We start from the raw sequence: 25,353 nt of genomic DNA on the forward strand, positions 1-25,353 counted from the left end.
CTGCACAGGTTCTTGCCCAGATCGATCCCCAGGATCACAATGTTCATGGCTCGCTCCTTCCTCTCAAATCAGCACCAGCATCCTAGCCGATGCTTCTCAGGAGGGGCGGGCCATCCCATAAAACGCTGTTCGCCCTTGAGCAGGCCCGCACCGATATCGCACGGCGACGCCAGCGCTGGCGCTCCTGGCAGTCCGGTCTTGATCCGCAACGCCTGGTCTTCATCGACGAGACCTGGATCAAGACCAACATGGCGCCGCTGCGAGGCTGGGGGCCGAAAGGCAAGCGCCTGCGCGGCTTCGCTCCACACGGCCACTGGCGAACCCTGACCTTCCTCGGCGCGCTGCGCTGCGACCGGCTGACGGCGCCGTGCGTCTTCGACGGGCCGATCAACGGCCAATGCTTCCGCGCCTATGTCGAACAGCAACTCGTACCGCTGCTCGAACCGGGCGACATCGTCGTCATGGACAATCTCGGCTCCCACAAGGCGGCCGCCATTCGCCAGATCATCTGCGCGGCCGGCGCACGGCTCTGGTATCTGCCGCCCTATTCGCCCGACCTCAATCCGATCGAGCAGGCCTTCGCAAAGATCAAACACTGGATGCGAGCCGCTCAAAAGCGAACCATCGAAGAGACGTGGCGACACGTCGGCAACCTCGTCTCAACCATCGAACCAGGCGAATGCGCCAACTACTTCAAGAACGCCGGATACGCTTCCGTCAAAACATGAAATGCTCTAGGCGGCAGGGCCGGCGCCTTCCGGCTGGCCATGCCGGCCGTCAGGACGACCGGTTCGCCCGCGCCAGCCCGTGCGCCACCAGCCGATCGATGATTTCGGGATAGCTGACGCCGCTTGCCGCCATCGCCTTGGAATACATGCTGATGTCGGTGAAGCCGGGGATGGTGTTCAACTCGTTGACGAGAATGCGCATGTCCGACGTCACGAAGAAATCGACGCGCGCCATGCCGTCGGAAGGCCCTTGCCGCCATCGCGCGGAGCTTGCCTTCGACCTCTTCGGGCAGTTGCGCCGGCACTTTCAGGGCCGCTCCGTCTTCATCGATATATTTGGCGTCGTAGCTGTAGAAGCCGTGGCTTTCGGCGGGCACGATCTCGCCCGGCCGGGACACGAAAAGCCCGCCGTCCGCGTCCTCCAGCACGCCGCATTCGATTTCGCGGCCGCTTATGAACTCCTCGGCGAGGAGCTTGCTGTCGTGCCGGAATCCCTCGGCCAGCGCCGCCTCGTATTCGCTTGCGGTCGCGACCTTGCTGACGCCGACGGACGAGCCCTGGCGTGCGGGCTTGACGAACAGCGGCAGCCCAAGCGCGCGCTCCAACTCCGCGAATGGCGGGACGGCGTCTTGGCGGATGGTGGCCGAGCGGGCGGCGGGCAGGCCGGCTTCGTTCAGCAAGCGCTTGGCGATGTCCTTGTCGAGCGCGGTGGCGGAGCCGAGAACGCCGCAGCCGGCAAGCGGGACCCGCGCCACCTCGGCCAGGCCCTGCGCCGCGCCGTCCTCGCCGTGCAAGCCATGCAGGACAGGGAACAGGATGTCGATCTTCGCCGCCTCGCGAGGCGAACCGTCGGCTGCGATCGCCACCATCCGCCCTTGTCCGCCCGGAACGAGGCAGATTTCGGTGCCGCTGGCGGGCTTCGCCAGCACGCCTTCGTCGAAGCCGCCCAGCAGCCAACGCCCCTCGCGGGTGACGAAGACGGGAACCGCATCGTATTTGGCCGGGTCCAACGCCCGCATGACATTGGTTGCCGACAGCACCGAGACGTCATGCTCGGCGGAACGTCCGCCATAGAGCACGGCAATGCGAAGCCTGTTCGAGACCATGCGATCCTTCCCGTGAATCTCTACGCTCGTATAGGAGATACTGGATCAGATCGATGCCGGGGCCAATGCGGCGTGTTGCACCCGGCCTTCCGGCTGGCGGCTGTCGCTCAGCCTTGCCAGACGCCCTCCCGGCGCAGGTCGTCCATGGTGCGCGAGATGCCCTCGCGCAGGATCGCCACCATCTCGTCGATCTGCTCTTTCGTGATGGTCAGCGGCGGCGACATCACGCACATGTTGATCAGCGGCCGCACCAGCAGGCCGAGTTCCTGGCAATGGGCGTCGATGCGGTTGCCGACGTCCTTGTCCAGTTGCAGGGGATTGCGGCTTTCGCGGTCGGCGACGCATTCCACGCAGGCCATGAGGCCGAGACCGCGCACTTCGCCGACCAGCGGCAGTTCCTCCAGCGTCTTCAGCCGGGCCTGGAAATAGGGTGCGACGGTACGCACATGGTCCAGCACGCCTTCTTCCAGAAGGTCGAGATTCTTCAGCGCCACCGCGCAGCCGACGGGATGGCTGCTGTAGGTCAACCCGTGCGAGAACACCGCGTCGGGATGGTTGGAGCGCCGCAGTTCCTCCATCAGGCGGCCGGCGATGACCACGCCGCCGAGCGGGAAATAACCCGAGGTGACGCCTTTGGCGAAGGTGATCATGTCCGGATCGATGCCGAAGACGTCGCCGGAGGCGAAGACATGGCCCAGCCGCCCGAAGGCGGTGACGACCTCGTCGGAGATGTAGAGGATATCGTTTTCGCGGCAGATCTCGCGGATGCGCTTCAGATAGCCGTCGGGCGGCACAACGACGCCGCCGGAAGCCTGCACCGGCTCGCCGACGAAGGCGCCGATCCGGTCGGCGCCGACCCGTTCCACCGTGGCGCGGAATTCCTCCACCAGTGCATCGCCGAAGGCTTCCACGCTCATGCCATTCGGCCGGCGGAAGGGATCGGGCGAGCCGAGCTTGACGACCAGCGCGTCGGCGCCGTCCATCCAGTCGCGGTCGCGCGGGCGGCCGTTCAGCGAGGCCGACAGATAGGTCGAGCCGTGATAGGCGCCGCCGCGCGACAGCAGCAGCTTCTTCTCCGGCCGGCCGCGCACATTGTTGTAGAACTGCATGAAGCGCAGCGCCGTCTCGACGGCCGACGAGCCGCCGGTGGTGAGGAACACATGGCTGAGTTCGCCCGGCGCGTGCCCGGCGATACGGCGGGCAAGTTCCGCCGAAGGCGTGCTCATCGTATACCAGGGCGTGTTGTAGGACAGTTCCATCGCCTGGTCGTACATGACCTGGGCGAGTTCCTTGCGGCGGTGGCCGACATTGACGCACCACATGCCGGCGGGGCCGTCGATGAGCCGCTTGCCGTCGGCGTCGATGATGTAGATGCCTTCGCCTTCGCCGATCAGCGTGCGGGCTTCCGCGCCGACGGAGCCCGCGGCCGGCCAGGGCTGCACCAGATGGCGCTCGGCCATCGACACGGCGTCGCCGCCGCTGCGTCCGGCCGCCTGTTCCGTCGCCTTCAGGTTCTTTACCGCCGCCATGGCTCGCATCTCCTGTCCGAATTCCGCCGGTCCGGATGTCTTCTGGATCGTGACGACCCTGCCCGTGCCGGCTGTGGAACATGCTCTTCGGCGAGCATTTCTCACATCATATTGAATGTCTGTTCAATCAATATCTCAGAAATAGCGCTTGATTTCAATCCGTGAATGCGCTCATCATGCAGAAAGCCGGCAAGCCAGAACGCCGGCAGGAACCTGCGGTCTTTCGCACCCTCCGGGTGCCGGCGGCCGCCGCAGCCGGGCGGCTCCGGCGCGAGGGCACGCCTGGGGACCGGCGCGGCCTCAAAATGGGAAGGCAGCATGGCGGGACGACCCGGGCCAGCGACCGAACCGAGATCCGGGACCCCGCTGCGGGGTTCAGGGCGGCGCGGGTTCGAACAATGACGGCCGCTGCGGAACGGTCTCCCGCTCTCGCCGCCGGCCGCGGCCGCAGCAGACAGGCTTTTCTGCAATCGGAATCCTTCCAGGGCCTGGCTCTGATCAGCCCCACTCTCCTCTATGCGCTGGTGCTTCTGGTGGCGCCGATCCTGGTGGTGATCGCCTATTCCTTCTGGAGCCAGCACTATCTCACCGTCGACCACAGCTTCACGCTGGACAATTACCGCGCCGCGCTGACCGAACCGATCTACCGCGACCTGCTCTGGCGTTCGCTCTACATCTCGCTGACGGTCAGCCTGTTCACGGTGGTGCTGGCCTATCCGATCGCCTATTTCATTTCCTTCCACGGCGGACGCCACAAGGGGCTGTGGCTGTTCCTCATCACCATCCCGTTCTGGACCAGCTACCTGCTCAGGGTCATGTCGTGGAAGGTGATCCTCGGCTACAACGGCGTGCTCAATTCGGCGCTGATGGGGCTCGGCATCACCAGCGAACCGTCCACGGCGCTGCTCTATAATTCAAGCGCCGTCATCATCACGCTCACCCATGCCTGGGCGGCGTTCGCCATCCTGCCGATCTTCGTGTCGCTGGAGAAGGTCGACCGCACGCTGGTCGAGGCGGCGACCGATCTCGGCGACGGGCCGCTGCGTTCCTTCCTGCGCGTGACGCTGCCGCTTTCGGCGCCCGGAATCGTCTCGGCGCTGCTCATCGTCATGATTCCGACCGTGGGCGACTACGTCACGCCCAAGCTGGTCGGCGGCAAGGACGGCGTGATGATCGCCAACGCCATTCAGGCGCAGTTCGGCAAGGCGGCCAACTGGCCGCTCGGCGCGGCGCTTTCGGTGACCACCATGATCGTGGTCAGCCTGATGGCGGGCGCGGCCGTCTTCATCATCCGCTCCGCCGCGAGGCTGGCAAGATGAGCGCGCGCGGCCGCGGCCTCAAACGCCTGCTGCCCGGCGGAAGCTGGCTGTCCGCTTACGCGCTGGCCTATGTCGTCTTCCTCTACCTGCCGGTGCTGTTCCTGCCGATCTTCTCGATCAACACCGCGGCGACGCCGAAATTCCCGCTCTCCGGCTATACGTTCAAATGGTACGAGGGCCTGCCGCATACGCCCGAACTGCTCGATGCGGCCTGGAACAGCCTGATCGTCGGCGTCTCCGCCTCCGTCCTGTCCACCGTGTTCGGCATATTGGCGGCGCGGGCGATCACACGCTACCGCTTCCCCGGGCGCCGGCCGATCGCCGGCCTGATCATGGCGCCGCTGGTGCTGCCGGAGGTGATCGTGGCCATCTCCATGCTGCTGGTGTTGCTGCAACTGGGGCTCAGCCTGTCGCTGTTCACCGTCGTGCTCGGCCATGTGCTGGTCTGCATCCCCTATTCGATGACGGTGCTGACCTCCGGCTTCGAAGGCTTCGACCGCAGCCTGGAGGAAGCCTCCGCCGATCTCGGCGAAAGCGCCTTCGGAACCTTTCGGCGGGTGACGCTGCCGATGGTGGCGCCGGCCATCATCTCCAGCCTGCTGGTGTCCTTCACCATCTCGCTGGACGAATTCATCATCGCCTTCTTCCTCACCGGCACGGAAGCGACGCTGCCGATCTACATCTGGGGGCAGTTGCGCTTCGCCGCGAAGCTGCCCGGCGTGCTGGCGCTCGGCACGCTGCTGCTGATCGGTTCGTTCCTGCTCTTGTCGATCGCCGAAATCCTGCGCCGCCGCGCCGCCCGGCGCACGCAATCCGAAGGAGTCCTCCATGGCTGACCGTGCCGGGCCCGATCATGTTGGACACGCCGGACCTGGCCGGTCCGGCCGGCCGATGATCGAGATCCGCGAGGTGACGCGCAGCTACGGTGCCTTCAAGGCGCTGGACGACGCCAACCTGACCATCAACGAAGGCGAATTCTTCTCGCTGCTCGGGCCGTCCGGCTGCGGCAAGACCACCTTGCTGCGCATGATCGCCGGCTTCGACACGCCGACCAGCGGCTCGATCACCGTCGACGGACAGCCGATGGACGGCATCCCGGCCAACCGGCGCCCCACCAACATGGTGTTCCAGAGCTACGCCATCTTCCCGCATCTCAATGTCGAGCAGAACGTCGCCTATGGGCTGAAGCGGCTGAAGCTCGGCGCCACGGAGGAGAAGCGCAGGGTCGAGGAGGCGCTGGCGCAGGTGTCGCTGTCCGGTCTGGGCAAGCGCGGCGCGACCGAGCTTTCCGGCGGGCAACGGCAACGCGTGGCGCTGGCGCGCGCGCTGGTCATGCGGCCGAAGGTGCTTTTGCTGGACGAGCCGCTGTCGGCGCTGGACAAGAAGCTGCGCGAGCAGATGCAGGTGGAACTGCGCCGGCTGCAGCAGGCCGTCGGCATCACCTTCATCCTGGTCACGCACGACCAGTATGAGGCGCTGGCCATGTCCGACCGCATCGCCGTCATGTTCGGCGGCCGCATCGCGCAGGTGGCGTCGCCGAAGGAGATCTACCAGCGCCCGGTCAACCGGCAGGTGGCCGACTTCCTCGGCGGCATGAATTTCGTCCGTGCCGAGATCGTGGAGGAGAACGGCTCGACGCTCACCGTCGACACGCTCGGCTTCGGCCGGGTGCGGACCCGGAAGCCGGCCGGTTTCGCCCGCGGCGGGCCGGCAGCGACGCTCGGCATCCGGCCCGAACGCCTGCGCCTGCTCTGGGACGACGAGACGTCGGAGTTCCAGGTGGCCGGCAAGGTCATGGAGCGCCACTATTTCGGCGAGATCACCCATCTGATCGTCGACATACCGGGGCTGGAAAAGCCGCTGTCGGTGACCGAGACCAACGATTTCGGCGCCGACGACATCCCGGTCGGCGCGCCGATCCGGCTGGCCTACGATCCCGACGCGCTGGTGGCGCTGGCCGATTGAGCGGCCGGCAACGCCCTATTTGTCCGTGATGATCTTGACCTTGTCGCCGGCCGATACCGTCGCGCCGGGGGCAAGCGCGTTCAGCACGCGGAACAGGTCGAGCTTGCGGTCCACGCCCACCATCATGGCCGACAGCGTGCCGATGTTCTGGCCGGGTTTGACGGTGACGACGCGGATGCGCAGCGGCTTCAGCGCCGCCTTTTCCTGGGGCGTGAGAACGTGGAAGGAGCCGCTGACGGCGCGCGCCACGGAAGCCAGCGCGGTGCTGGATGCGGGCGCCGCGGTGAGCAGCCGGTAGACCTGGTCGCCGGCGCGGATGACGGTGATGTCGAACTGCCAGTTGTCGGCGCGGGCGCTGGCGACGGCGGCCTCGTTGCCGTTGATCGTCTCCTGGCGCACGCTGGCGTCGTCCAGCCCGGTCACCCAGCCGCTGCGGATGTAGTCGGTCAGCGAGCGGCCCTTGTCGAGCGAGACGCCGTCGAAGCGCACGGCCATGTCGCCCGGCCCGGCCGCCGTGACGGCGGCGGCGGAATTGTCGATCACGAAGCCCTCGGGCACGGAGAAGGTGATGCCGAGCCTCGGATGCAGGAAGACGTTGCCGCGCACATAGCCTTCCTCGGCGGTGTCGCCGTAGAGAATGCCGTCGATGCCGGCCAGGAAGGAATCGCGGTCGCGGGTGCCGACGCCGGGCTGGCCGAACTGGCGCGCGTGGCGCTGGGCCAACTCGATGCGCTGCGGCGTGTTGGGATGCGTGGCGAGGAAGTCCAGGCTGGCGTCGGTGGCGCCGCTGATGGAACGGAAATCGGTATAGGCCGACATGGATTGCAGGAAACGCGCGGCGGCATAGGGATCGTAGCCGGCTTCACCGACCGACTTGATGCCGATGGCGTCGGCTTCCAGTTCCTGGTTGCGGGAGAACTGCGCCAGCCGCAGCTTGTTGCGGATCAAGGCCGCCCGCGCCGTCGGACTGTCGCCGAGGATGTCGGAGACAACCTTGGTGGCGAGCCCTTCCTCGGCCTCCAGCTTCTGCCTGGCCAGTCCGTGATTGGCGGTGACATGGCCCATCTCGTGCGCGATGACGGCCGCCACCTCGGAGGAATCGTTGGCCAGAGCCAAAAGCCCGCGGGTGATGTAGAGATAGCCGCCCGGCAGCGCGAAGGCGTTGACGTTGGGCGAGTTCAGGATGGTGATGCGGTAGGCCTGCGTGGGATTGGCCGAGACCGTGGTCAGGTTGCCGACCACCTTGGCGACCATGCGCTCCAGCTTGGGATCGGAATATTCGCCGCCATAGGTGGCGAGGATGCGCGGGTGCTGCGCGCGGGCCAGTTCGGCCAGCTTGTTGTTGGCGGTGACGCTGTCCACCGTCACCGGCTTGTCGGAAGGCTGGAAGCTGGATTCCTCAAGGCTGCCGGGCAGCATCGACTGGCAGGCGGCAAGCGACAGGGCGAGCGCCGCCAGCGCGAAAGCGCGCGCCAGCGTCTTCAGTGCGGCGGTGTTGCGGGCCGTCGACAGGTCGGCTTCCTTTCAGCGTCGTTGCGGCGAATCAGCCGGCGGTTGAGTCGATCTCGCGCTTTTCAAATCGAAAGCAGCCACACTCAACCCTGCATGGCAAGCAAGCGCCCCGATCCGGGATGGGGGTTTGACCGTAAATTATGTCCGCTTGCGGGCAACATCGCGTGATACGTCCTCATTGTTGCCGATATAGCGCCGGAATGCCTCGGGTCCAGTGCCGGTGAAGAAGTCGGCGGCCGAGCCGGAAGCCGCCACCTTGCCGTCCTCGAGGAACACGACGCGATGGGCGATGCGGCGGGCATCCCGTGGCTGGTGGGTGACGAAAAGCACCGTCATGCGCCGCTCGGCCTGCAAATTGTCCAGCAGGTCCAGCATATCGTCGCGCAAGGCCGGGCCGAGCGAGGCGAAGGGCTCGTCCAGCAGCAGCACCGGCCGCTCGCGCACCAGCACGCGGGCAAGCGCCACGCGCTGGCGCTCGCCGCCGGAGAGTTCGCGCGGCAGGCGCTGCTCCTTGCCGCCGAGGCCGGTGCGGGCGAGCGCATCGGCTATCGCCCTGCGGTCCTCGTGCGACAATTTCAGCGAAGGAGAACGGCCGAGGCCGACATTCTGCGCCAGCGTCAGGTGCGCGAACAGGTTGTTTTCCTGGAACACCATCGACACCGGCCGTTGCGCGGGCGGCGTGGCGGTGACGTCGGCGCCGCCGATCAGGACGCGGCCGGCGGCCGGCGCTTCGAAACCGGCGACGAGGTTGAGCAGCGTGGATTTGCCGGAGCCGCTGGCGCCCATCACCGCCGTGATCTCTGCGGCCGGGAAGTCGGCGTCGTAGACGAATTCGGCGTCGCCATAGCGGAAGCGCACGTCGTCCAGCCGGACCGGCAGTCCTGCCGTATTCCTCGCAATGCCGCTGGCTTGCAGGTCGTTCATGCGGGCCGTTCCCTTCCCAGCCGCCCGGCGGCGAGCGTCAGCGCCAGACACACGGCGCCGAGCAGCAGCGCCAGCCCGGCGGCGTCGGCCGTGCGATAGCTGCCCATGCGCGCCAACAGCAGATAGGGCAATGTCTGCACGGAATCGCTGCCGAACAGCGCGATGACGCCGAGATCGCCGAGCGAGAGTGCCATGGCGAAGGCGAAGGCGGTGGCGAGCGGGCGTTTCAGCCCCGGCCAGTCGATCAGGCGCAGCCGCGTCCAGCCGGCAATGCCGAGTTGCGCGCACAACCGCTCGTGCCGCTCGCTGGACGCGTCATAGGCAGGGCGTACGGCCCGGATGGCGAAGGGCACGGCCATCACGGCATTGACGGCCACGACCATGACGGGGGCAACCGCAAAGACGTCGCCGAAATGGCGCAGAAGCATGAACCAGCCCGCGCCGACGACGATGGGAGGCACCACCAGCACGAAGCCCGCGCCGGTGTCGGTCAGCGTTTCCAGAAGCGTCCTGCGGCGAAGACCCCGGCCGAGCGCAAGGGCGCGGCGCGCCATTGCCAGGGAGAGCGCAAGGGCGGCCGCCAGCAGGGCCGACAGGAAGGCCAGCACGATGCTGGTGAGGGTCGCCTGCCGGACCGAACTCTCCGCCGCCAGCCGTGCGAGGTCTGCCTGGAGGCCGGCCGCGACGGTCGCCGCCATCGGACCCGCGACGAAGACCAGCGCCAGCATGATGAGGACCGCGTTCATGATGGTTTCGGCGCGGCCGGGCGACAGATATCGGCGCGGCGCCACCGGCAGGTTGGCGTCGCCGGTCGTGTTGGCGCCGAGCCTGGCGAGCGCGATGACGACGACGGCGGTGAGTGCCACCTGAAGCAGGGTCAGCGTCACTGCCCGCGCGGGGTCGAAGTCGAAGCGCAGGGCCTGGTAGATGGCCACTTCCAGCGTCGAGGCGGCGGGGCCCCCTCCCAGCGTCAGCACGATGGTGAAGGAGGTGATGCACAGCATGAACACCAGCCCGGCGACGCCCGGCAGGGACTGCCGCAGCGCCGGCCATTCGACCAGCCGGAAAGCCGAGCGGGCGTCCATGCCAAGCTGGCTGGCCAACCGCCACTGGTCGGCCGGGATGGTCTGCAGGGCTTCCAGGAACAGGCGCGTGGCCAGCGGCATGTTGAAGAAGACATGCGCGATGAGGATGCCCGACAGGCCATAGATGCCGGGCCAGGCGCCGCCCGACAGGCTACCGAAAATGCCGGTGAAGTAGCCGGCGTTGCCATAGAGCGCCAGGACGCCGAGCGCCGCGACGATGGCGGGCAGGGCCAGCGGCACGGCGAAGAGCTGAAGCACGAACTCGCGGCCGGGAAAGCGCGGGTGGCGCGACAGCGCCCGCGCCACCAGCAGTGCGGGCAGGACCGACAGTATGGTGGAAAGCGCCGCCTGCCACAGCGTGAAGCGCGCGACACGCAACAGATAGGCGTCGAAGGCAAGCGCCGCGCTGCCGAAATCTCCTGCTCCTTCGGCGGCGAGGCCGGCGAAGGCGCCGCCGATCAGCAGGCCGATGAAGGCGAGGGCAAGGATGCCGGCAAAGATGCGGAAATCGGGAGAGGCCATCACTACCGGGCACCCCCCTCTGGCCTGCCGGCCATCTCCCCCTCAAGGGGGGAGATCGGCAGCTTCGCGGCCGCTACCCATCCCACTGCTCCGGTGATTGGCGGAAGCCGTGCGGCCGTTGGCCGGTAGGCCAGAGCGGGGTCAAGGCCGGCGATCACCCTGGCAATCCTTCTATTTGCTCATGACGGACAGCCATTCGTCCACCCAGGCCTTGCGGTTCTTCTCGACCTCCTCGGGGCTGAAGATGAGCGTCTTGGCGGGCTTCACGAGCTTGTCGAAGGCCGGATTGAGCGGCTTGTCGGTCTTGCCGGCGGGGAACATCCAGTTGGTTTCGGGAACGGCGTCCTGGAAGTCGGGCCCGGTCATGAAGGCCAGGAACTTCTGCGCCAGCGGGTTCTTCGCGCCGGTGGTGGTGATGCCGGCGACCTCGACCTGAAGATAGTGGCCTTCCTCGAAGGAGGCGGCCTGGTAGCGATCGGTCTTTTCCTCGACCATGTGGTAGGCCGGCGAGGTGGTGTAGGACAGCACCATCGGCGCCTCGCCCTTGGTGAACAGGCCGTAGGCCTCGCTCCAGCCGGGCGTGACGGTGAGCACCCGGCCCTTGAGCTTGGCCCAGGCGTCCGCGGCCTTGTCGCCATAGACCGACTTGACCCACAGGAGCAGGCCGAGGCCCGGCGTGGAGGTGCGCGGGTCCTGGATGGCGATCTTCTGGCTCGGGTCGCCCTCGACCAGTTCCTTCAGGCTTTTCGGCGGGTTCTTGAGCTTCTCGGTGTCGTAGACGACGGCGAAATAACCGTAGTCGAAAGGCACGAAGATGGCGTCGTTCCACCCGCCGGGCACGTTGACCTCTCCAACCTTGCCATGCGGCACGAAAAGGCCGCTCGCCCTGGCGTCGGCGGTCAGGTTGGTGTCGAGGCCGAGCACCACGTCGGCCTTGGTCGCCTTGCCCTCGAGCTTGACGCGGTTGAGCAGCGCGACGCCATCGGCGACGGAGACGAAATCGACCTCGCAGTCGCACGCAGCCTCGAAATTCTTCTTCACCACCGGGCCGGGGCCCCAGTCGGCGGTGAAGCTTTCATAGGTGTAGACGGTGAGTTTGTCCTTCGCCGCGGCCGGCAGGGCCGTGGCGGCCAGCGCCAGGGCGGGAAGCAGGAACGACAGTATCTTGCGCATCGGCGCCTCCTTGCAGGTGTTGCGGGAATTGAGGCGCCGGGTTTCCGAACGTCTAATCCCTCCGCCGGTACAAACCGGATCAGGTTCAGCGGGTTGGCGATCACGCCTCTCAGCCGGTCCGCGCGCAGCGTCCGGCACCCCGTTAGAGCATCCGGACACATAGGGCGGGCCGCGGTGCCGCGCAAGCTAAGTTTGCGGCGCGGGCGCGCTGCAGGGCCTGCAAGGCAGCCTTTGCGCAGGCGAGCGGGCCGCGCCCGAGGCGCGGCCTTCCGTTTGGCCGACCGGACTGGTAAGGCGAGGCCATGAGCCGTTTCACCCTCCTGCTCGGCGGCGACCTCGCGCGCACGCCCCGCCTCGACCGCCAGATCGCCGGCAGCCGCGTCATCGCCGCCGATTCCGGCATCCTCCATGCCTTGCAGTTCGGCGTGACGCCGGAGCTCTGGGTGGGCGATTTCGATTCCGCGCCGCCGGATCTTCCGGCCAGCCTCGCCATCGTCCCGCAGCGGAAATTCCCGGCGGAGAAGGACATGACCGACGGCGAACTGGCCGTGACCGCCGCGCTGGAGCAGGGCGCGACCTCGCTGGTGTTGGCGGGTGCCTTCGGCGGCGCGCGGGCGGACCATGCCTTTCTGCACATGGCGCTGGCGCTGCGGCTTGCCGAGGCCGGAACCACGGTGCTGCTGACCAGCGGCGCGCAGGAGGGCGTGCCGCTGCTGCCGGGCCGGGCCGCCTTCGACTATGAAGACGGGACGCTGTTTTCCGTGCTGGCGTTTTCCGGGCTTTCCGGCCTCACCGTTCAGGGGGCGAAGTGGCCGCTCGCGAACGTCGAAGTCCCGTTCGGCTCCTCGCTCACCCTTTCCAACGAGGTGCGCGGCCGGCTGGAGATCGGGCTCGGCCATGGCCGGGCCTTGCTGCTTGCCCATCCCTCGCGAGCATGAGTGCCGCGTACAATCTGATATATCAATTGATATATCAAATGAAAACGAACGCCTATCATAAGTCACCGGGAAACGCGTAACTGACATGGCCCCTCCGCTCCTCAACCTTGCCGGCATCAAGCTGACCTTCGGCGGCACGCCGTTGCTCGACGGTGCCGATCTGGCCGCCGGGCCGGGCGACAAGATCGCGCTGGTCGGCCGCAACGGCTCCGGCAAGTCGACGCTGCTCAAGATCGCCGCCGGTCTGGTCGAGCCGCAGGACGGCGAGATGTTCCGCCAGCCTTCGGCCACGGTGCGCTACCTGCCGCAGATGCCGGACATGGAAGGCTTCGACAGCGTGCGCGCCTATGTCGAGGCCGGGCTTGGGCCGGCGGACGATCCGCACCGCGCCACCTATCTGCTGGAGCATCTGGAACTGACGGGGGAGGAGCGTCCGACGGACCTTTCCGGCGGCGAGGCGCGGCGGGCCGCGCTTGCCCGCGTGATGGCGCCGGAGCCTGATATATTGCTGCTCGACGAGCCCACCAACCACCTCGACCTCTCCGTCATCGAATGGCTGGAGGAGGAGCTGATCCGCACCTCGTCGGCGCTCGTCGTCATCTCGCACGACCGCCGCTTCCTGGAACGCGTCTCGCGTTCGACGGTGTGGCTGGACCGGGGCCGCACGCGGCGGCTGGACAGGGGCTTCGCGCATTTCGAGGAATGGCGCGACCAGGTGCTGGAGGAGGAGGAGCGCGAGCAGCACAAGCTCGGCCGCCAGATCGTACGCGAGGAGCATTGGCTGCGCTACGGCGTCACCGCGCGGCGCAAGCGCAACATGCGGAGGCTGGGCGAATTGCAGGCCATGCGCCAGCGCTTCCGTAGCCACCGCGGCGCGGAGGGCACCGCCAGTCTGGTGGCAAGCGATGCCGCGGAGTCCGGAAAGCTGGTGATCGAGGCCAAGGCGATCGACAGGAGCTTCGGCGACAATTCTATCGTGAAGGGTTTTTCCACGCGCATCCAGCGCGGCGACCGTGTCGGCCTGGTGGGCCCGAATGGCGCCGGCAAGACGACATTGCTCAAGATGCTGACAGGTGAGCTGGCGCCGGATGCGGGCACGGTGCGGCTCGGCGTCAACCTGGAAATCGCCACGCTCGACCAGAAGCGCGAGGCGGCCCATCCCGACGAGACGCTGGCGCACTATCTCACCGACGGGCGCGGCGAGAACCTGGTCATCAACGGCGAGCAGCGCCATGTCGTCTCGTATATGAAGGACTTCCTGTTCAAGCCGGAGCAGGCGCGCACGCCGGTGCGCGAGCTTTCCGGCGGGGAGCGGGCCAGGCTGCTGCTGGCGCGCGTGCTGGCCCGGCCGGCGAACCTGCTGGTGCTGGACGAGCCGACCAACGATCTCGACATGGAGACGCTGGACCTGTTGCAGGAACTGGTCGCGGGCTTCGCCGGCACCGTGCTGCTGGTCAGCCACGACCGTGATTTCCTCGACCGCACCGTGACCAGCGTGATCGCGCCGGACGGAGGCGGGCGCTGGGTGGAATATGCCGGCGGCTATTCCGACATGCTGGCCCAGCGAGGCGGCAAGCGGCTGGAGGAGCGCAAGACCCGCGACAAGGCGGCCGGTTCCGAGGGCCCGGCGGCGCCGGCCTCGCGGCCGAAGGAGCCGTCGAAAAAACTCTCCTACAAGCAGAAATTCGCGCTGGAGGCGCTGCCGAAGAAGATCGAGGCGGTGACGGCCTCCATCGCGCGGCTGGAGGACGCGATCGCCGATCCCGCCTATTACGAGCGCGACCCCGCGGGTTTTCAGAAGACCATCGCCGCGCTCGACAGGGAACGGGTGACGCTGGCTGCGCTCGAGGAGGAATGGCTGGAGCTGGAGATGCTTAGGGAAGAGCTGGAGGGGTGAGGAGTGGTCGGCCTGTGGCCGACGAAAAGCCCCTGAATGGGCTTTTCGAACGACGAACGCCCGAGGCCATAGCCGAGGGCAGGAGTGGAACGACGAACGGTGAAAGTCCGGTTTGCCTTCGGGCAAATCGGAACGTCCGGTGGACGTTTCGAAGGACTTGAACGCCCGAAGGGCAGAAGGCCGGCCTACGGACGGTAAAAGGCCGACCCCTCCATGCCGCCGGCTCCGTTTTGCGCCACGCGGCGCCATCGCGCCAGGTACGGTTCCGCAGGTTGGCGGTCGCGCTGCGGCACGGCCAGCAGCCCGGCGACGTAATAAAACAGGAAGCTGCCGACGACGTAGGGCGTGATGACGTCCACCTCCACGAAGGACCGTACCAAAAACATCGTGGCGATGCCGAAGGCGATGAGGGATGCCGGGTCTTTCCGGGCACCTGCGAAGCGCCGCAGCAGGCCGAAGGGGATGCGGATCATCAGCAGCGCGATCAGCAGGACGCCCACGACGCCCAGCTCCACCAGCACCTCGATATAGGTGTTGTGGAAGTGGAAGCCGGCGCGCGAGCCGATGTAGAATTCGTCCCACAACCGCTCGGCTTCGGAAAACCCCTGCACCCAATAGGCCTGGTAGCCGACGCCGAAGACGGGCGCGTCGGCCGAGGCCGCCAGGCCCTGGCTCCACAGATAGGTTCGCCCGGTGAGGGTGGAATCCTTGCCGAAGGCGCCAAGCACGAGATCGAAGGCGCCCATATTGGCGGCTGCGAAGACCAGCACCAGCGTCACCATGAAGCCGGCTATCAGGGCGCCCTTGCGGGTGGACGGCGAGAACCACATGGCGAATTTGAGACAGAAGAGCACGGCGAGCGTGGCCACCAGCGCCAGCACCGAGGTGGCGGACTGCGCCTTGACCAGCGTTACCGCGGACAAGGTGGCGCAGACCGCGGCCAGAATCCGCACCAGCCCGCGTTCACGCAGGGCAAAAAGCGCTGCGAAGCCGAAGAAGATGCCGAGCGAGGAAAACAGACCGACCTGGTTCTTGGAGGAAAAGGCGCCGACGAAGCTGTAGGTTCCGTCGAGCGGGTCGAAGTCGTACTGCCCGACCATCAGCGAATAGAGCAGGACGACGAGGATGCCGGCCATGGCGCCGACGCTCATCGTGCGGATGCCGACCGTGCGCGCGGCGATCAGGGCGCAGATCACATGCGACAGGAGCTGGATCGCGGCGCGCAACGTGATGGACGGCGCGGCCGACCAGAAGACCGACAGGCAGGCGAAGACGGCGAAGGCGATCACCCAGAGAAAACGCCAGTAGCGATCCAGGACGCGCCGGTGGTCGACCAGCACGAGCGGCAGCCAGCAGGCATAGTAGGCGAGGATCGAAACCTGACCGAAGCGGGTGGAATAGGCGAAGACGAAGATGGAGAGCGCGACGGCGGCTGAGCCGTACCAGAAATTGCGGTCGGGATCGACCAGGAGGGCCTTGGGGATCTTCATCTCGTCGCTCTCGACGAAGGGGCGCGGCCAGGCCGGACCCCTTCACCGCGTGTGCCTCAGTTGGAGTTCACGCGCGCTGCGGGCGCGGCGACCTCGACCTTGACCACGTCGCCGGGAAGCACGGCGGTGCCTTCCTCGGCATCCATTTCCGAGGACTTACCGTCTGCGCTGCGCACGATCTTGAAATGCACTGCCGGCGCTGAGCCGGAGTTCGCGCTTGCCGCCGCCTCCGGCGCCCGGTCCAGCGCCTCCGTCATCAGGCCGGAATACATGCCCATCTTGACGTTGAGTTCGTTGAGGTCGGACTCGGTCTGCTGGCGGGTCTGCGCGACCTCGGTGTCGCGGTCGTTCTGCAGGCTGGTCGCGTCCTGCGTGGCCTTGGCGATGTCCTGCTTGGCGCGCAGGCTCGCCGTCTCCATGTCGAGGATCTTGCCCTCGAGCTCGGCATTGCTCTGCTCCAGCGTCAGGATACGCTGATTCACGACAAGGCCCTTCTCCTGAAGATTGCCGAGGCTCTTCAATTCCGTGCGCGAAAGGTCGAGCTGCCGGTTCTGGGTAGCGATCTTCTGCTGCAGCGATTCGATCTCGGATTGCAGCAGCTTCTTCAGGTCGTCGAGGCCGGAAAGCTGCAGCCGCAGCCGCTTTTCGCGCGCCGCCATCAACGCCGTCTCGTCGGTGATCAGCTTGCGTCCGGCGTCCGTCTTGCGCAATTCGTCCGGGAACTCGATCTCGGGCTTGTTCTCGGCTTCCGCGACCAGGCGCGCGCGCCGCGCCAAAAGGCCGTTCCGCTGCGCCACCAGGACGTCGTAATTGCCTTGCGCGTTGATGAAGTCGCGCGGCGCGCCGGCTCCGGCGCCCTCGGACCGGCGCAAGCCGCCGGCGAGGCTGAAGGCCTTCAGGACCGTGAGCTGGGGATCGTAGGGATATTTACCGGGATTCTGGACGTCGCCGGCAATGAAGACCGGACGGAACTCGGCGATCTCGACCGACGCTTCGGGACGGTCGGGCAGGCCGAGCTTCTGCTGGAGCTGCTCGCCGATCTCGGCAGCCAGTTCCGCGGCGGTCTTGCCGCGGGCGACGAGCTGGCCGGCAAAGGGCATGGAGATGTCGCCCGAAGGGCCGACGACGTAGTCGCCGTTGAGCGTCGCCCAGTCGCGCACCGCGCCTTCGGCGCTCTGCCATTCGGCGACGCGGATGCGCAGCTTGTCCATCGTGTCGAGCTGGTAGTCGCTTGCCTGGGCTGCCGCCACGAACGTCGCCATCAGGAGCAAAACCGCGCCCAGAAGGGAGCGGACGAAGATCGGGGCGGGACCGATTGCGAGGGAGGTCTTCAAATGTCTGCCATCCTTTTTCGACACGCGGACGCGGGCGGGCGCAGCCGGTCAGTAGCTGCCGCGCGAGGAGAACACGGCCGGAACGGTCAGCACCAGGATCTTGATGTCGGATGTGAACGACCAGTTCTCGACATAGTAGCGGTCGAAGGCGACGCGGGTGCCATAGGACACGTCGTTACGGCCGCTGACCTGCCACAGGCCGGTAAGACCGGGGCGGGAACGCAGATAAAAAGGCGCCGCATTGCCGTAAAGCTCGAGTTCGTCCTTCACCACGGGGCGCGGGCCGACAAAGCTCATCTCGCCGCGCAGGATGTTGACGATCTGCGGCAGCTCGTCCAGCGAAAGCTTGCGCAGCACCGCTCCCACGCGGGTGACGCGCGGATCGTTCTGCAGCTTGCGGGTGGCGTTCCATTCCTCGCGCTCGGAGGGGTTGGCCGCCAGATACGCGGCCAGGACCTCATCGCCGTTCTCGACCATGGTGCGGAATTTCCAGCACCGGAACACATTGCCGTTCCGGCCGACGCGGCGGTGCCCGTAGATCACGCTGCCGCCGTCGGAGAGCTTCACCAGCGCCGCGAGCATAAGCAGCAGCGGGCTGAGCACCACAATGCCGGCGAGCGCACTGGCGATGTCGAAGCCACGCTTGAACGAACCTCCTATCGCAGGGGGGGCCTCGTTCTGCGATCGGGCCGAGAATCTGTTGGCCAATCTGGCGGCGTACCTCATTTCATGCTGCTCCGCAAAATAGTCTCGTGATTTGATGCTGCAATGCAGCACGCGAACAATAGGGTGCTGGATATGTCACGTCTGTGATGAAAATCGGTCGCGCCAATCGCGACTTGGTCATATTTTGTAACAATTAGAAATAATTCGAGTTTTTGCAAGCGTATATGCGAGTACTATTCTGTAACATAAATCAATTATACATTTTACATGTGTGATTTAACTGCAACAGCCTCTGTCTAGATTTAGTAAGAGCAAAATTTGAATTATTGAATTCAAAAATATGCGGAGAACTGCATTTCAGTAGAAATCCTCGAAAACCATGCGGTCACTTTGAGCGCGAGCGTCGCCAAGTGTTTTCGGAACCTGTGGACAGGTCTATCCGCAGCCTGTGCATGGTTAAAGCGGCAGTCGCATCACGCTTAAGGCCGTGTTGCGCAGTGTTGCCTAAATTCTTATATTTGGTGGTGTGCGGGCGATTGCGGAACCGAGGCTTCAGGCTCTGAAAATGGAGAGTCCGGAAGCGTCGGGACATGGATGTAATCTATGCCCGCTTTGGCGGGAGTCTGATCTTGCGTGAGGGATTTCGAACCACGCGACATATGAACAGCGCGAAGGAATAGGATGTCCTTCCTGCTGTTCCTCAGGGGCTTTGTGATCGCGCTGGCCGCTTTTGCCATAGCGACCTATGCGATTACGCAATCGTTCTGGACGACTTTCGTCAATACCGTGATTTGCGCCGTGCTGATCCAACTCGGCTATTTTGTGGCGATTCTTTTCCTGGTCTGGCGTTCCGGCGCGCCCGGAAAGCGGAGCGGCGCGACGACCCGCAACGACGGCGGAGCCGTTGCGGAGGATGCCAAGGCCGAGGGCAAGGCCGCGCCCTTGCCCGGCGTGGGTCGCTCGACGCTGCCCTGACCGGCCAGACCGGCGGCCCGCGTTGCGGAACACTCCCTGTCATCAAATCGCCTTCCGAAGCTGACAAAGCGCGGGGGCCGGTCGCGGCTTGCGGCCGGCAACATGGGCATCATGGGGCAGAGCCTTGGTCGCAAAAGAGCGGCCGATTTGGAATCCAGCAAGCGGAACCCGGTATGGAATCGCCCACAGTCTGCGTCATCATCGCTGCCAGGAACGCCGAGGCCACGATCGGCAGGGCGGTCGGTTCGGCCTTGCGCGAGGCGCGCGTCAGCGAAGTCGTCGTCGTCGACGACGAATCGAGCGATGCCACCTGCGAAAGGTCGCTTGCCGCCGACGACGGCAGCGGACGCCTCGCCATCGTCAGGCTGGACCGCAACCAGGGCCCCGCCCATGCGCGAAACAGGGCCATCGCCGGCACGAAAGCGCCGCTCATCGCCATTCTGGACGCCGACGATTTCTACCTGCGCGGCCGCTTCGACACCCTGCTCGACGGCGAGGACTGGGATTTCGTCGCCGACAACATCGTCTTCATAGACGAGCGCATCGCATCGCACGCCGAACCGGCCGTGCCGCGCTTCGAGGCCGCGCCCCGCTTCCTCGACATGGCAGGCTTCGTCGAAGGCAACATCTCCCGGCGCGGCGCTTCACGCGGGGAGATCGGTTTCCTGAAGCCGGTCATGCGGCGCGCCTTTCTCGACCGGCACGGCCTGCGCTACGACGAAGGCCTGCGCCTGGGTGAGGACTACGATCTCTATGCGCGGGCGCTGCTGAAAGGCGCGCGCTACAAGATCGTCCATGGCTGCGGCTATGGCGCGGTGGTGCGCGCGAATTCGCTGAGCGGCCGCCACCGGACGCAGGATTTGAAGCGCCTCTACGAGGCCGACCGGGCGATGCTGGCCTCGGGCGAGGTGCCGCCGCAGGCGAAAGCCGTGCTGCGCCGCCATGAAAGCCATGTGCGCGCCCGCTACGAGCTTCGCCATTTCCTCGACCGCAAGGCCGAAGCCGGGTTCATCCGCGCCGGGTTCGGGGCGCTGATGCGCCCGGCCGCCCTGCCGGCCATCGCCTGCGGGATCGGCGCGGACAAGCTGGAAGCCTTCCGCAACAAGCGAGGCGCCAAGGCCGAACCAGGTCCGATGCCGCCCCGCTACCTGCTCGCGGCCCGGGTCGGCGCTCAGAAATAATCCCGGCGCACGCCGGCAAGCACGTCGCGCAGACGATCCTTCTTTTCGCCCAGCGCGCTGTCGGCGCTGAGCTGCGGCGCAGCCTTGCGCGCCTGCCGCAGCGCCAGGATGGAGGGCGCGGCCAGAACCTTCTTCGCTGCCGAGCGCAGCGCAGACCTTGGCTCCGGCCTGGCCATCACCAGCGTGTCCGCCGGTTCGCTGCTGTCCGGGCCGTTCGCTTCAAGCCGGCGGGCCTCGAAGCTGATGCCCCAGAAGCGGCCGCCCTTGGTGATCGCCTCGGCGCGCGACGAGATCGGAATCTGCCGGGGCCGGTAGTGCACGCCGAGCGAGGCCGCCCAGTCCTGCCATTTGAAGCTGTTGATGCTTTGCGAGGTCGTCACCGCGACCCAGGGCACGCGGAAGGCGTCGGCGAGGATAGCGGCGTGCATCGATTCGGCGACCACCAGTTCGGCCTGCGCGATCGCCCGGATCACCGCCTTGGCCTCCCCGCAAGGGTCGACATAGCCGAGGCCCGCGTCCTGGCACACCGTCGGCCAGATGCCGCCGACCGTCGATTCCCAATGCGGCACGAACACAGCGCCGCCGTTCTTCGGCAGGTTCCGGAATTCCGGCATGTCGGCCACCATCACGGCGGGATCGACGATGCCGAACTTCTTCTCGTCGAAACCGAGTTTGCGTGCCGTCAGCGGTCCGCGCAAAGCCCGCACGTCCCATTCGCCGGCGTCGGAAAGGTCGGGCGCGCTGCCGTAGCCGAATCCGCTGCCGATGACGAGTTTTTTCCCGCCATCCGGCAAAAGCGCGGTGTTCAGCACTGTGCCGACGCCGACCAGCAGCACGTCGCTGCGGACTTCCCGCAACCCCGGCAGGAGGAAATCCCAAAGCCAGAGATTGAGGTCGTCGCCGAAATTGCCGTGCGCGGATTCCCAGTAGAAAGGTTGCATGTCGCTCCTCCTATCTGGAGATCTTGCCGACGGCGAGCTGGACCGCGCTGCGCAATATCTTAGGGTCTCGCCATGCCCATTGCGCCAGTTGCCTGAACTGCGGCGCCTTGCGCGCCTTCACCAGACGCGCCTGTCCCCACAGCGCCTGGTTGCGCGCCGTCTGCTTGTAGGCCTCTATCGAAGCGCGGTCGGCCGCCTTGTGCGGGAAGCGGCTCTCGAGATGGTCCAGCGCGACCCAGGTGTTGAACTGCTGCTTCAGGAACAGAGGCGAATCGGCGCCCATGCCGTGGAAGATGTTGATGCCTTCGCCGCGCACCGCGCCGATCGCTTCGGAAAGCACAGTGCGGCGCGCATTGCGCACGCAATCGTAGAAGAACAGCACGTCCTCGGCCGCCAGCCGCAGCGCGGCCTCGAAGCGGATCCTGCGGAACAGCGCCTCGCCGATGACCATGCAGGACAGGTGCATGAAGCTCCAGTTCCTGAGCATCGTGCCGGCAAGGTCCGGTATCTCGACCAGGGGCGGGTCGTCGGCAAGGCGGACCGTCTCGGTGGTGGCCGCGAGATCGGCGACGCCGAAATGGTAGTAGAACGCTTCGCCCCCCTTGATCGACGCCCAATAACAGTCTGCATCAAAAAGTGACAGGGCGGTCACCGCGTTGGCGAGATGATGGGGCGTCCACTCGTCGTCGGAATCGAGGAAGGCCGCATAGGCGCTGTCGGCCGGCACATGGTCCAATCCCATGTTGCGCGCCCCGCCGGGACCTGCATTCGGTTGTTTTATAAGCGTAATCCGCGCCCGTTCTTCGGCGGAAAAATCCTGGAGATCGTTTTCGGCGGGCAAAGGCGAACTGTCGTCGACGACGACGATCCCGAAATCCGGATGGGTTTGGGCAAACACGGAGCGGAGCGCGCGGGCCAGGATTCCGGGCTCTCGCTGGTAATAAGGAATGATGACTGTGCACTTCGTCATTTTTTCGCGCCTTCAGGAGTCTAGGGGGCCGCCAAGGGCCCGATGAAATCCGGTCGGTGCCCCCCGCAGGGCTCGCTGACGAACAGAGTCCGATCTCGAAAGGAACGGCGCCCGTCCATGCCGACAGCAGTTAATCTCAAAACCGTGACAAACAATGTCGGCTGGAGCGTGCTCTCCAAGACCAGCACATTCGGGCTGAAGTTTGTCACCGTCCCGATCCTGGCGCGTATCCTGTCGCCGCAGGAATTCGGCGTGGTGGCGGTCGCGCAGACCGTGGTGATGTTTCTCTCCATGATCGGCAGCGCCGGCCTTTCCGCCTCCCTCGTGCTCGAGAAGGAGGAGGACGAGGAGACGGTGCACTCCGTGTTCTGGGTCAATCTCGCCGTCGCGGTGGCGATGTCGGCCTGCATCTATATATGGGCGCTGCCTTTCGCCGGCTGGCTGGGCGCGGAGGAGGCGGCCTATCTCCTGCGGGTCATGGCCTTCCTGGTGCCGCTGCAACTGTGCGGCGACGTCGCCTATTCGCTGCTGGCGCGGCGCATGGCCTTCAGCAAGGACGCGGCCTGGAGCGTGTTTTCCGAATCGGTCGGCGCGGTCACGGCCGTGGTCCTGGCCCTGCTCGGCTTCGGCGTCTGGTCGCTGGTGGCGCAGCTGTTCGTCTCCGCCCTGGTGCGGCTGGGCGGCCTGTTCTACGCCACCGGCTATCGGCCGAAGCCGATGCTGTCGTTCGCCAAGGTCGGCGCGCTGACCAAATACAGCCTCGGCATCATGGGCTCGGAAATCTTCAATTTCATCACCTTCCAGTCGCCGCTGGTGGTGGTGTCGCGCTATCTCGGGCTTGCGGACGCCGGCGCCTATTCGGCGGCCAACCGCTTTTCCAGCATCCCGAATCAGGTGCTGCTGGCCGGGCTGATGGGCGTGCTGTTCCCGGTCTTCAGCCATATGAGCGACGATGCGCGCCGGCGCTCGGACGCGCTGATGCTGAGCACGCAGGTCACCACCGTCGTGCTGGCGCCGCTGATGTTCGGCCTGTGGGCGGTGGCGGAACCCGGCATGTTCCTGATCTTCGGGTCGCAATGGGCGCATGCCTGGCCGGTGCTCGGCCTGCTCGCCATCTCCAAGGGCATCATGTCGCCATGCAGCACCTATGTGCCGTTCCTGAAGGGAGCAGGGCGCTCGAACGTGCTGTGGTGGGTGGCCATGCTGCGCGCCGCGCTGGTCTATGGCTTCGTCAGCTACGGCGTGATGACCGGCGGTCTCGTCGCCGCGATGGTCTGGCTGTGCGTGGCCAACGCCGTGACGCTGGTGTTCTATTCGTGGGCCGTGTTCCGCACCAACAACACCGCGTTCCTGTCCAGCTTCTACGTGACGACGCGGCCGATGATCGCCTCGGTCATCATGGCCATGGCGGTGCGCTTCCTGCTGGAGCACGTCAAGGCCGGGCTGCCGGGCGGCGTCTGGTGGAATGCGGTGGCGCAGGTGGCGGTGGGGGCTGCGGCCGGAGCCGCCATCTACGGGCTGCTGCTGCTTCTCACCGAGCGCGATCTGCTGCGCAAGCTGCTGGAGCTGGTGCAGGAAAGGAAGGCGCGGGTGGCTTGAGCGCGGATATTCACCGGAAGGCGGCGTTCGCAAACGGGCTCGAAAGCCGCAGAATAGAGCGGCGAATCACGCAGGGAGGGATTCCCGCCATGGCCTTGTTCAATTTCCGGTCCCGGCCGTTCCGGGTCAGAAGCCTGCAGCGGGACAGCGAGACCGATTCGGGACGGCTGGCCGACTTGTGCCGTTTTCTCGATGATTTCCGCGCCGCGATCGTGCAGGAACGCGACGGATTGCGCGCGCGCCAGCAAAGCGTGGCCGACCGCGCCGCATTCTCGCAGCAGTCGCTGGAGGAGGACCAGCCGGACGCGGCCATGTCGACGGCGGTGGACCGGCTGACGGACGCCATGATGCGCTACGACGTCAGGCTCAGGGCGCTGGAGCGGCAGATCGATTTCGTTACCGAGATGCGCGCGCAGGTGGACCGGTTCCCCCTTGAAAACGAAGAGGTCGGCGCGCCCGGAAAAATTGCCGGCAATTGAAGCCTTAACTCGCGATCATAAAAAGTTACCGGCCGGAAGCCGGTAATTCGGCCGCGCGCCACAATACCATCCCGTGGCCGTCATATGTGCATTGCAACATACGCTCGAAATTGAAGCGGCCCCGAATTGGGGACCCGAACAGAAAGTAGGACGGCTGCTATGTTGAGAATGCAGGTGCGAGACCCCTTGGCGTACCTCTTGTTGGGCGCTTTCGCACTGTCGGCGTCGGCTCTGCCCGCGCACGCGGTGGACGCAGGCCAGGCGGACGGCAAATCCTTCGTGGAGACGTTCGATCGTCTCGACAAGAACCGCTGGTACATATCCGACGGCTGGTCGAACGGCGACCACCAGAACTGCACGTGGTCCGCCAAGCAGGTGCGCGTCGAGGACGGCAAGCTCAAGCTCGGTTTCGCCAAGCAGGACTACAAGCAGCGTCATTATGTCTGCGGCGAGGTGCAGACCAAGGAACGATTCGGCTACGGCACCTTCGAGGTGCGGATGAAGGCTGTTTCCGGCTCCGGCCTGAACAGCGGCTTCTTCAGCTATATCGGCCCGGTCGACAAGCAGCCGCATGACGAGATCGATTTCGAGGTGCTGGGCAAGGACCCCTCGAAGGTGCAGGTCAACCAGTATGTCAACGGCAAGAGCGTGGGCAGCGCCAAGCTGGCGGAAGTCTCCGGCGGCGCCGACAAGGATTTCCACGATTACGCCTTCGTATGGGAAAAGGACCGGATCGCCTGGTATGTCGACGGCAAGCTGGTCGACGAGGCGACCGATCCCGCGAAGCTGCCGAGCCATGCTTCGAAGATTTTCCTGAGCGTGTGGGGCAGCGATACGCTGACGTCCTGGATGGGCGCGTTTTCCGATCCGGGCCAGCCCATTGCGGCCGAGGTGGAGCGCGTCGCCTATACGGCGCCGGGCGAGGCCTGCCAGTTCCCCGAATCGATCGTCTGCAAGCTGAAACAGGGCACGCAATGAAAACCGTAACCTGTCGGCAATCGGCATCGGACCGACGAAACT

At 65.9% G+C, this 25,353-nt stretch carries 21 protein-coding genes, 2 pseudogenes and 1 riboswitch; of the genes and pseudogenes, 11 read left to right on the forward strand and 12 right to left on the reverse strand.

The window, feature by feature from the left end; genetic code table 11:
- Positions 1 to 113: 113 nt before the first annotated feature.
- Positions 114 to 728 (forward strand): annotated as a pseudogene (locus tag QU595_RS18275) (IS630 family transposase); the annotation flags it as partial.
- A 49-nt stretch (positions 729 to 777) separates the two neighbouring features.
- Here QU595_RS18275 and QU595_RS18280 read toward each other — a convergent pair.
- The 3 genes and pseudogenes from QU595_RS18280 to QU595_RS18290 all read right to left on the reverse strand — a co-directional run bounded on the left by QU595_RS18280 (position 778) and on the right by QU595_RS18290 (position 3,683).
- Positions 778 to 1,768, reverse strand: a pseudogene (locus QU595_RS18280) (D-alanine--D-alanine ligase family protein).
- Between the two features lie 173 nt (positions 1,769 to 1,941).
- Positions 1,942 to 3,363 (reverse strand): aminotransferase, encoded by a 1,422-nt coding sequence (locus tag QU595_RS18285; RefSeq protein ID WP_315924540.1) that lies wholly within the window; start codon positions 3,361 to 3,363, stop codon positions 1,942 to 1,944.
- Positions 3,364 to 3,464: 101 nt separating this feature from the next.
- Positions 3,465 to 3,683, reverse strand: a complete 219-nt coding sequence (locus QU595_RS18290) for a hypothetical protein (protein ID WP_315924542.1) — start codon at positions 3,681 to 3,683, stop codon at positions 3,465 to 3,467.
- Between the two features lie 78 nt (positions 3,684 to 3,761).
- On the opposite strand from QU595_RS18290, the gene QU595_RS18295 reads away from it, so the two are divergent.
- Genes QU595_RS18295 through QU595_RS18305 form a run of 3 tightly spaced genes read left to right on the forward strand, consistent with a single transcriptional unit; the run spans position 3,762 to position 6,647 of the window.
- A complete protein-coding gene (locus QU595_RS18295; RefSeq protein ID WP_315924544.1) occupies positions 3,762 to 4,682 on the forward strand; it encodes an ABC transporter permease in 921 nt (306 codons plus the stop codon).
- The gene (locus QU595_RS18300) at positions 4,679 to 5,518 is read left to right on the forward strand and encodes an ABC transporter permease (RefSeq protein ID WP_315924546.1); all 840 of its coding nucleotides are present in this window, start codon (positions 4,679 to 4,681) and stop codon (positions 5,516 to 5,518) included. Before QU595_RS18295 ends, QU595_RS18300 begins: the two co-directional genes overlap by 4 nt.
- 55 nt (positions 5,519 to 5,573) lie before the next feature.
- Positions 5,574 to 6,647 carry an ABC transporter ATP-binding protein gene (locus tag QU595_RS18305; RefSeq protein WP_315925670.1) on the forward strand — a complete coding sequence of 358 codons (1,074 nt, stop codon included), beginning with the start codon at positions 5,574 to 5,576 and terminating at the stop codon, positions 6,645 to 6,647.
- Between the two features lie 15 nt (positions 6,648 to 6,662).
- Here QU595_RS18305 and QU595_RS18310 read toward each other — a convergent pair whose 3' ends face one another.
- From QU595_RS18310 to thiB, 4 genes are all read right to left on the reverse strand, one after another.
- On the reverse strand, positions 6,663 to 8,132 hold the full coding sequence (locus tag QU595_RS18310; protein ID WP_315925672.1) for a M48 family metalloprotease: 1,470 nt from the start codon (positions 8,130 to 8,132) through the stop codon (positions 6,663 to 6,665).
- A gap of 165 nt (positions 8,133 to 8,297) precedes the next feature.
- Positions 8,298 to 9,083 (reverse strand): thiamine ABC transporter ATP-binding protein, encoded by a 786-nt coding sequence (gene thiQ, locus QU595_RS18315; protein WP_315924548.1) that lies wholly within the window; start codon positions 9,081 to 9,083, stop codon positions 8,298 to 8,300.
- Positions 9,080 to 10,690: a thiamine/thiamine pyrophosphate ABC transporter permease gene (gene thiP / locus QU595_RS18320; RefSeq protein ID WP_315925674.1), complete on the reverse strand. Its 1,611-nt coding sequence runs from the start codon at positions 10,688 to 10,690 to the stop codon at positions 9,080 to 9,082. Before thiP ends, thiQ begins: the two co-directional genes overlap by 4 nt.
- A 171-nt stretch (positions 10,691 to 10,861) precedes the next feature.
- The gene (gene thiB, locus QU595_RS18325; RefSeq protein ID WP_315924550.1) at positions 10,862 to 11,863 is read right to left on the reverse strand and encodes a thiamine ABC transporter substrate binding subunit; all 1,002 of its coding nucleotides are present in this window, start codon (positions 11,861 to 11,863) and stop codon (positions 10,862 to 10,864) included.
- A 39-nt stretch (positions 11,864 to 11,902) separates the two neighbouring features.
- A riboswitch (TPP riboswitch) is annotated at positions 11,903 to 12,015 on the reverse strand.
- Between the two features lie 150 nt (positions 12,016 to 12,165).
- On the opposite strand from thiB, the gene QU595_RS18330 reads away from it, so the two are divergent.
- Together QU595_RS18330 and QU595_RS18335 are read left to right on the forward strand one after the other, a co-directional pair.
- Entirely contained in the window at positions 12,166 to 12,801 is a 636-nt protein-coding gene (locus QU595_RS18330; RefSeq protein ID WP_315924552.1) for a thiamine diphosphokinase, read from the forward strand.
- Between the two features lie 85 nt (positions 12,802 to 12,886).
- Positions 12,887 to 14,698 (forward strand): ABC-F family ATP-binding cassette domain-containing protein, encoded by a 1,812-nt coding sequence (locus QU595_RS18335; protein ID WP_315924554.1) that lies wholly within the window; start codon positions 12,887 to 12,889, stop codon positions 14,696 to 14,698.
- Between the two features lie 185 nt (positions 14,699 to 14,883).
- On the opposite strand, the gene QU595_RS18340 is transcribed toward QU595_RS18335, so the two are convergent.
- From QU595_RS18340 to QU595_RS18350, 3 genes are read right to left on the reverse strand one after another with little or no spacing between them, the layout of a single operon-like run.
- Positions 14,884 to 16,188 carry an O-antigen ligase gene (locus tag QU595_RS18340; protein ID WP_315924556.1) on the reverse strand — a complete coding sequence of 435 codons (1,305 nt, stop codon included), beginning with the start codon at positions 16,186 to 16,188 and terminating at the stop codon, positions 14,884 to 14,886.
- Between the two features lie 56 nt (positions 16,189 to 16,244).
- Entirely contained in the window at positions 16,245 to 17,522 is a 1,278-nt protein-coding gene (locus QU595_RS18345; RefSeq protein WP_315924558.1) for a polysaccharide biosynthesis/export family protein, read from the reverse strand.
- Between the two features lie 48 nt (positions 17,523 to 17,570).
- Positions 17,571 to 18,248 (reverse strand): sugar transferase, encoded by a 678-nt coding sequence (locus QU595_RS18350; RefSeq protein ID WP_315924560.1) that lies wholly within the window; start codon positions 18,246 to 18,248, stop codon positions 17,571 to 17,573.
- 621 nt (positions 18,249 to 18,869) lie between these two features.
- On the opposite strand from QU595_RS18350, the gene QU595_RS18355 reads away from it, so the two are divergent.
- Complete coding sequence (locus QU595_RS18355; protein WP_315924562.1) at positions 18,870 to 19,163, forward strand: exopolysaccharide production repressor protein; 294 nt, start codon at positions 18,870 to 18,872, stop codon at positions 19,161 to 19,163.
- 173 nt (positions 19,164 to 19,336) lie between these two features.
- Positions 19,337 to 20,344 (forward strand): glycosyltransferase family 2 protein, encoded by a 1,008-nt coding sequence (locus QU595_RS18360; protein ID WP_315924564.1) that lies wholly within the window; start codon positions 19,337 to 19,339, stop codon positions 20,342 to 20,344.
- Here QU595_RS18360 and QU595_RS18365 read toward each other — a convergent pair.
- Positions 20,335 to 21,285 (reverse strand): polysaccharide pyruvyl transferase family protein, encoded by a 951-nt coding sequence (locus tag QU595_RS18365; protein WP_315924566.1) that lies wholly within the window; start codon positions 21,283 to 21,285, stop codon positions 20,335 to 20,337. The genes QU595_RS18360 and QU595_RS18365 overlap by 10 nt on opposite strands.
- A gap of 10 nt (positions 21,286 to 21,295) precedes the next feature.
- Positions 21,296 to 22,255: a glycosyltransferase family 2 protein gene (locus QU595_RS18370; RefSeq protein ID WP_315924568.1), complete on the reverse strand. Its 960-nt coding sequence runs from the start codon at positions 22,253 to 22,255 to the stop codon at positions 21,296 to 21,298.
- Positions 22,256 to 22,372: 117 nt separating this feature from the next.
- On the opposite strand from QU595_RS18370, the gene QU595_RS18375 reads away from it, so the two are divergent.
- The 3 genes from QU595_RS18375 to QU595_RS18385 all read left to right on the forward strand — a co-directional run bounded on the left by QU595_RS18375 (position 22,373) and on the right by QU595_RS18385 (position 25,311).
- Positions 22,373 to 23,854 carry a lipopolysaccharide biosynthesis protein gene (locus QU595_RS18375; protein ID WP_315924570.1) on the forward strand — a complete coding sequence of 494 codons (1,482 nt, stop codon included), beginning with the start codon at positions 22,373 to 22,375 and terminating at the stop codon, positions 23,852 to 23,854.
- A gap of 89 nt (positions 23,855 to 23,943) precedes the next feature.
- Positions 23,944 to 24,333, forward strand: a complete 390-nt coding sequence (locus QU595_RS18380; protein WP_315924572.1) for a hypothetical protein — start codon at positions 23,944 to 23,946, stop codon at positions 24,331 to 24,333.
- Between the two features lie 159 nt (positions 24,334 to 24,492).
- Positions 24,493 to 25,311: a glycoside hydrolase family 16 protein gene (locus QU595_RS18385; protein ID WP_315924574.1), complete on the forward strand. Its 819-nt coding sequence runs from the start codon at positions 24,493 to 24,495 to the stop codon at positions 25,309 to 25,311.
- Positions 25,312 to 25,353: the final 42 nt, after the last annotated feature.

This window comes from Mesorhizobium sp. SP-1A (assembly GCF_032460275.1).
Taxonomy (GTDB): Bacteria; Pseudomonadota; Alphaproteobacteria; order Rhizobiales; family Rhizobiaceae; genus Mesorhizobium.

Excerpts from the sequence above, each read along its gene's own strand:
- QU595_RS18285 (WP_315924540.1), bottom strand. The coding sequence starts at position 3,363 with ATGGCGGCGGTAAAGAACCTGAAGGCGACGGAACAGGCGGCCGGACGC.
- QU595_RS18290 (WP_315924542.1), bottom strand. The coding sequence starts at position 3,683 with ATGCTGCCTTCCCATTTTGAGGCCGCGCCGGTCCCCAGGCGTGCCCTC.
- QU595_RS18295 (WP_315924544.1), top strand. The coding sequence starts at position 3,762 with ATGACGGCCGCTGCGGAACGGTCTCCCGCTCTCGCCGCCGGCCGCGGC.
- QU595_RS18300 (WP_315924546.1), top strand. The coding sequence starts at position 4,679 with ATGAGCGCGCGCGGCCGCGGCCTCAAACGCCTGCTGCCCGGCGGAAGC.
- QU595_RS18305 (WP_315925670.1), top strand. The coding sequence starts at position 5,574 with ATGATCGAGATCCGCGAGGTGACGCGCAGCTACGGTGCCTTCAAGGCG.
- thiQ (WP_315924548.1), bottom strand. The coding sequence starts at position 9,083 with ATGAACGACCTGCAAGCCAGCGGCATTGCGAGGAATACGGCAGGACTG.
- thiP (WP_315925674.1), bottom strand. The coding sequence starts at position 10,690 with ATGGCCTCTCCCGATTTCCGCATCTTTGCCGGCATCCTTGCCCTCGCC.
- thiB (WP_315924550.1), bottom strand. The coding sequence starts at position 11,863 with ATGCGCAAGATACTGTCGTTCCTGCTTCCCGCCCTGGCGCTGGCCGCC.
- QU595_RS18330 (WP_315924552.1), top strand. The coding sequence starts at position 12,166 with ATGAGCCGTTTCACCCTCCTGCTCGGCGGCGACCTCGCGCGCACGCCC.
- QU595_RS18335 (WP_315924554.1), top strand. The coding sequence starts at position 12,887 with ATGGCCCCTCCGCTCCTCAACCTTGCCGGCATCAAGCTGACCTTCGGC.
- QU595_RS18340 (WP_315924556.1), bottom strand. The coding sequence starts at position 16,188 with ATGAAGATCCCCAAGGCCCTCCTGGTCGATCCCGACCGCAATTTCTGG.
- QU595_RS18350 (WP_315924560.1), bottom strand. The coding sequence starts at position 18,248 with ATGAGGTACGCCGCCAGATTGGCCAACAGATTCTCGGCCCGATCGCAG.
- QU595_RS18355 (WP_315924562.1), top strand. The coding sequence starts at position 18,870 with ATGTCCTTCCTGCTGTTCCTCAGGGGCTTTGTGATCGCGCTGGCCGCT.
- QU595_RS18360 (WP_315924564.1), top strand. The coding sequence starts at position 19,337 with ATGGAATCGCCCACAGTCTGCGTCATCATCGCTGCCAGGAACGCCGAG.
- QU595_RS18365 (WP_315924566.1), bottom strand. The coding sequence starts at position 21,285 with ATGCAACCTTTCTACTGGGAATCCGCGCACGGCAATTTCGGCGACGAC.
- QU595_RS18370 (WP_315924568.1), bottom strand. The coding sequence starts at position 22,255 with ATGACGAAGTGCACAGTCATCATTCCTTATTACCAGCGAGAGCCCGGA.
- QU595_RS18375 (WP_315924570.1), top strand. The coding sequence starts at position 22,373 with ATGCCGACAGCAGTTAATCTCAAAACCGTGACAAACAATGTCGGCTGG.
- QU595_RS18380 (WP_315924572.1), top strand. The coding sequence starts at position 23,944 with ATGGCCTTGTTCAATTTCCGGTCCCGGCCGTTCCGGGTCAGAAGCCTG.
- QU595_RS18385 (WP_315924574.1), top strand. The coding sequence starts at position 24,493 with ATGTTGAGAATGCAGGTGCGAGACCCCTTGGCGTACCTCTTGTTGGGC.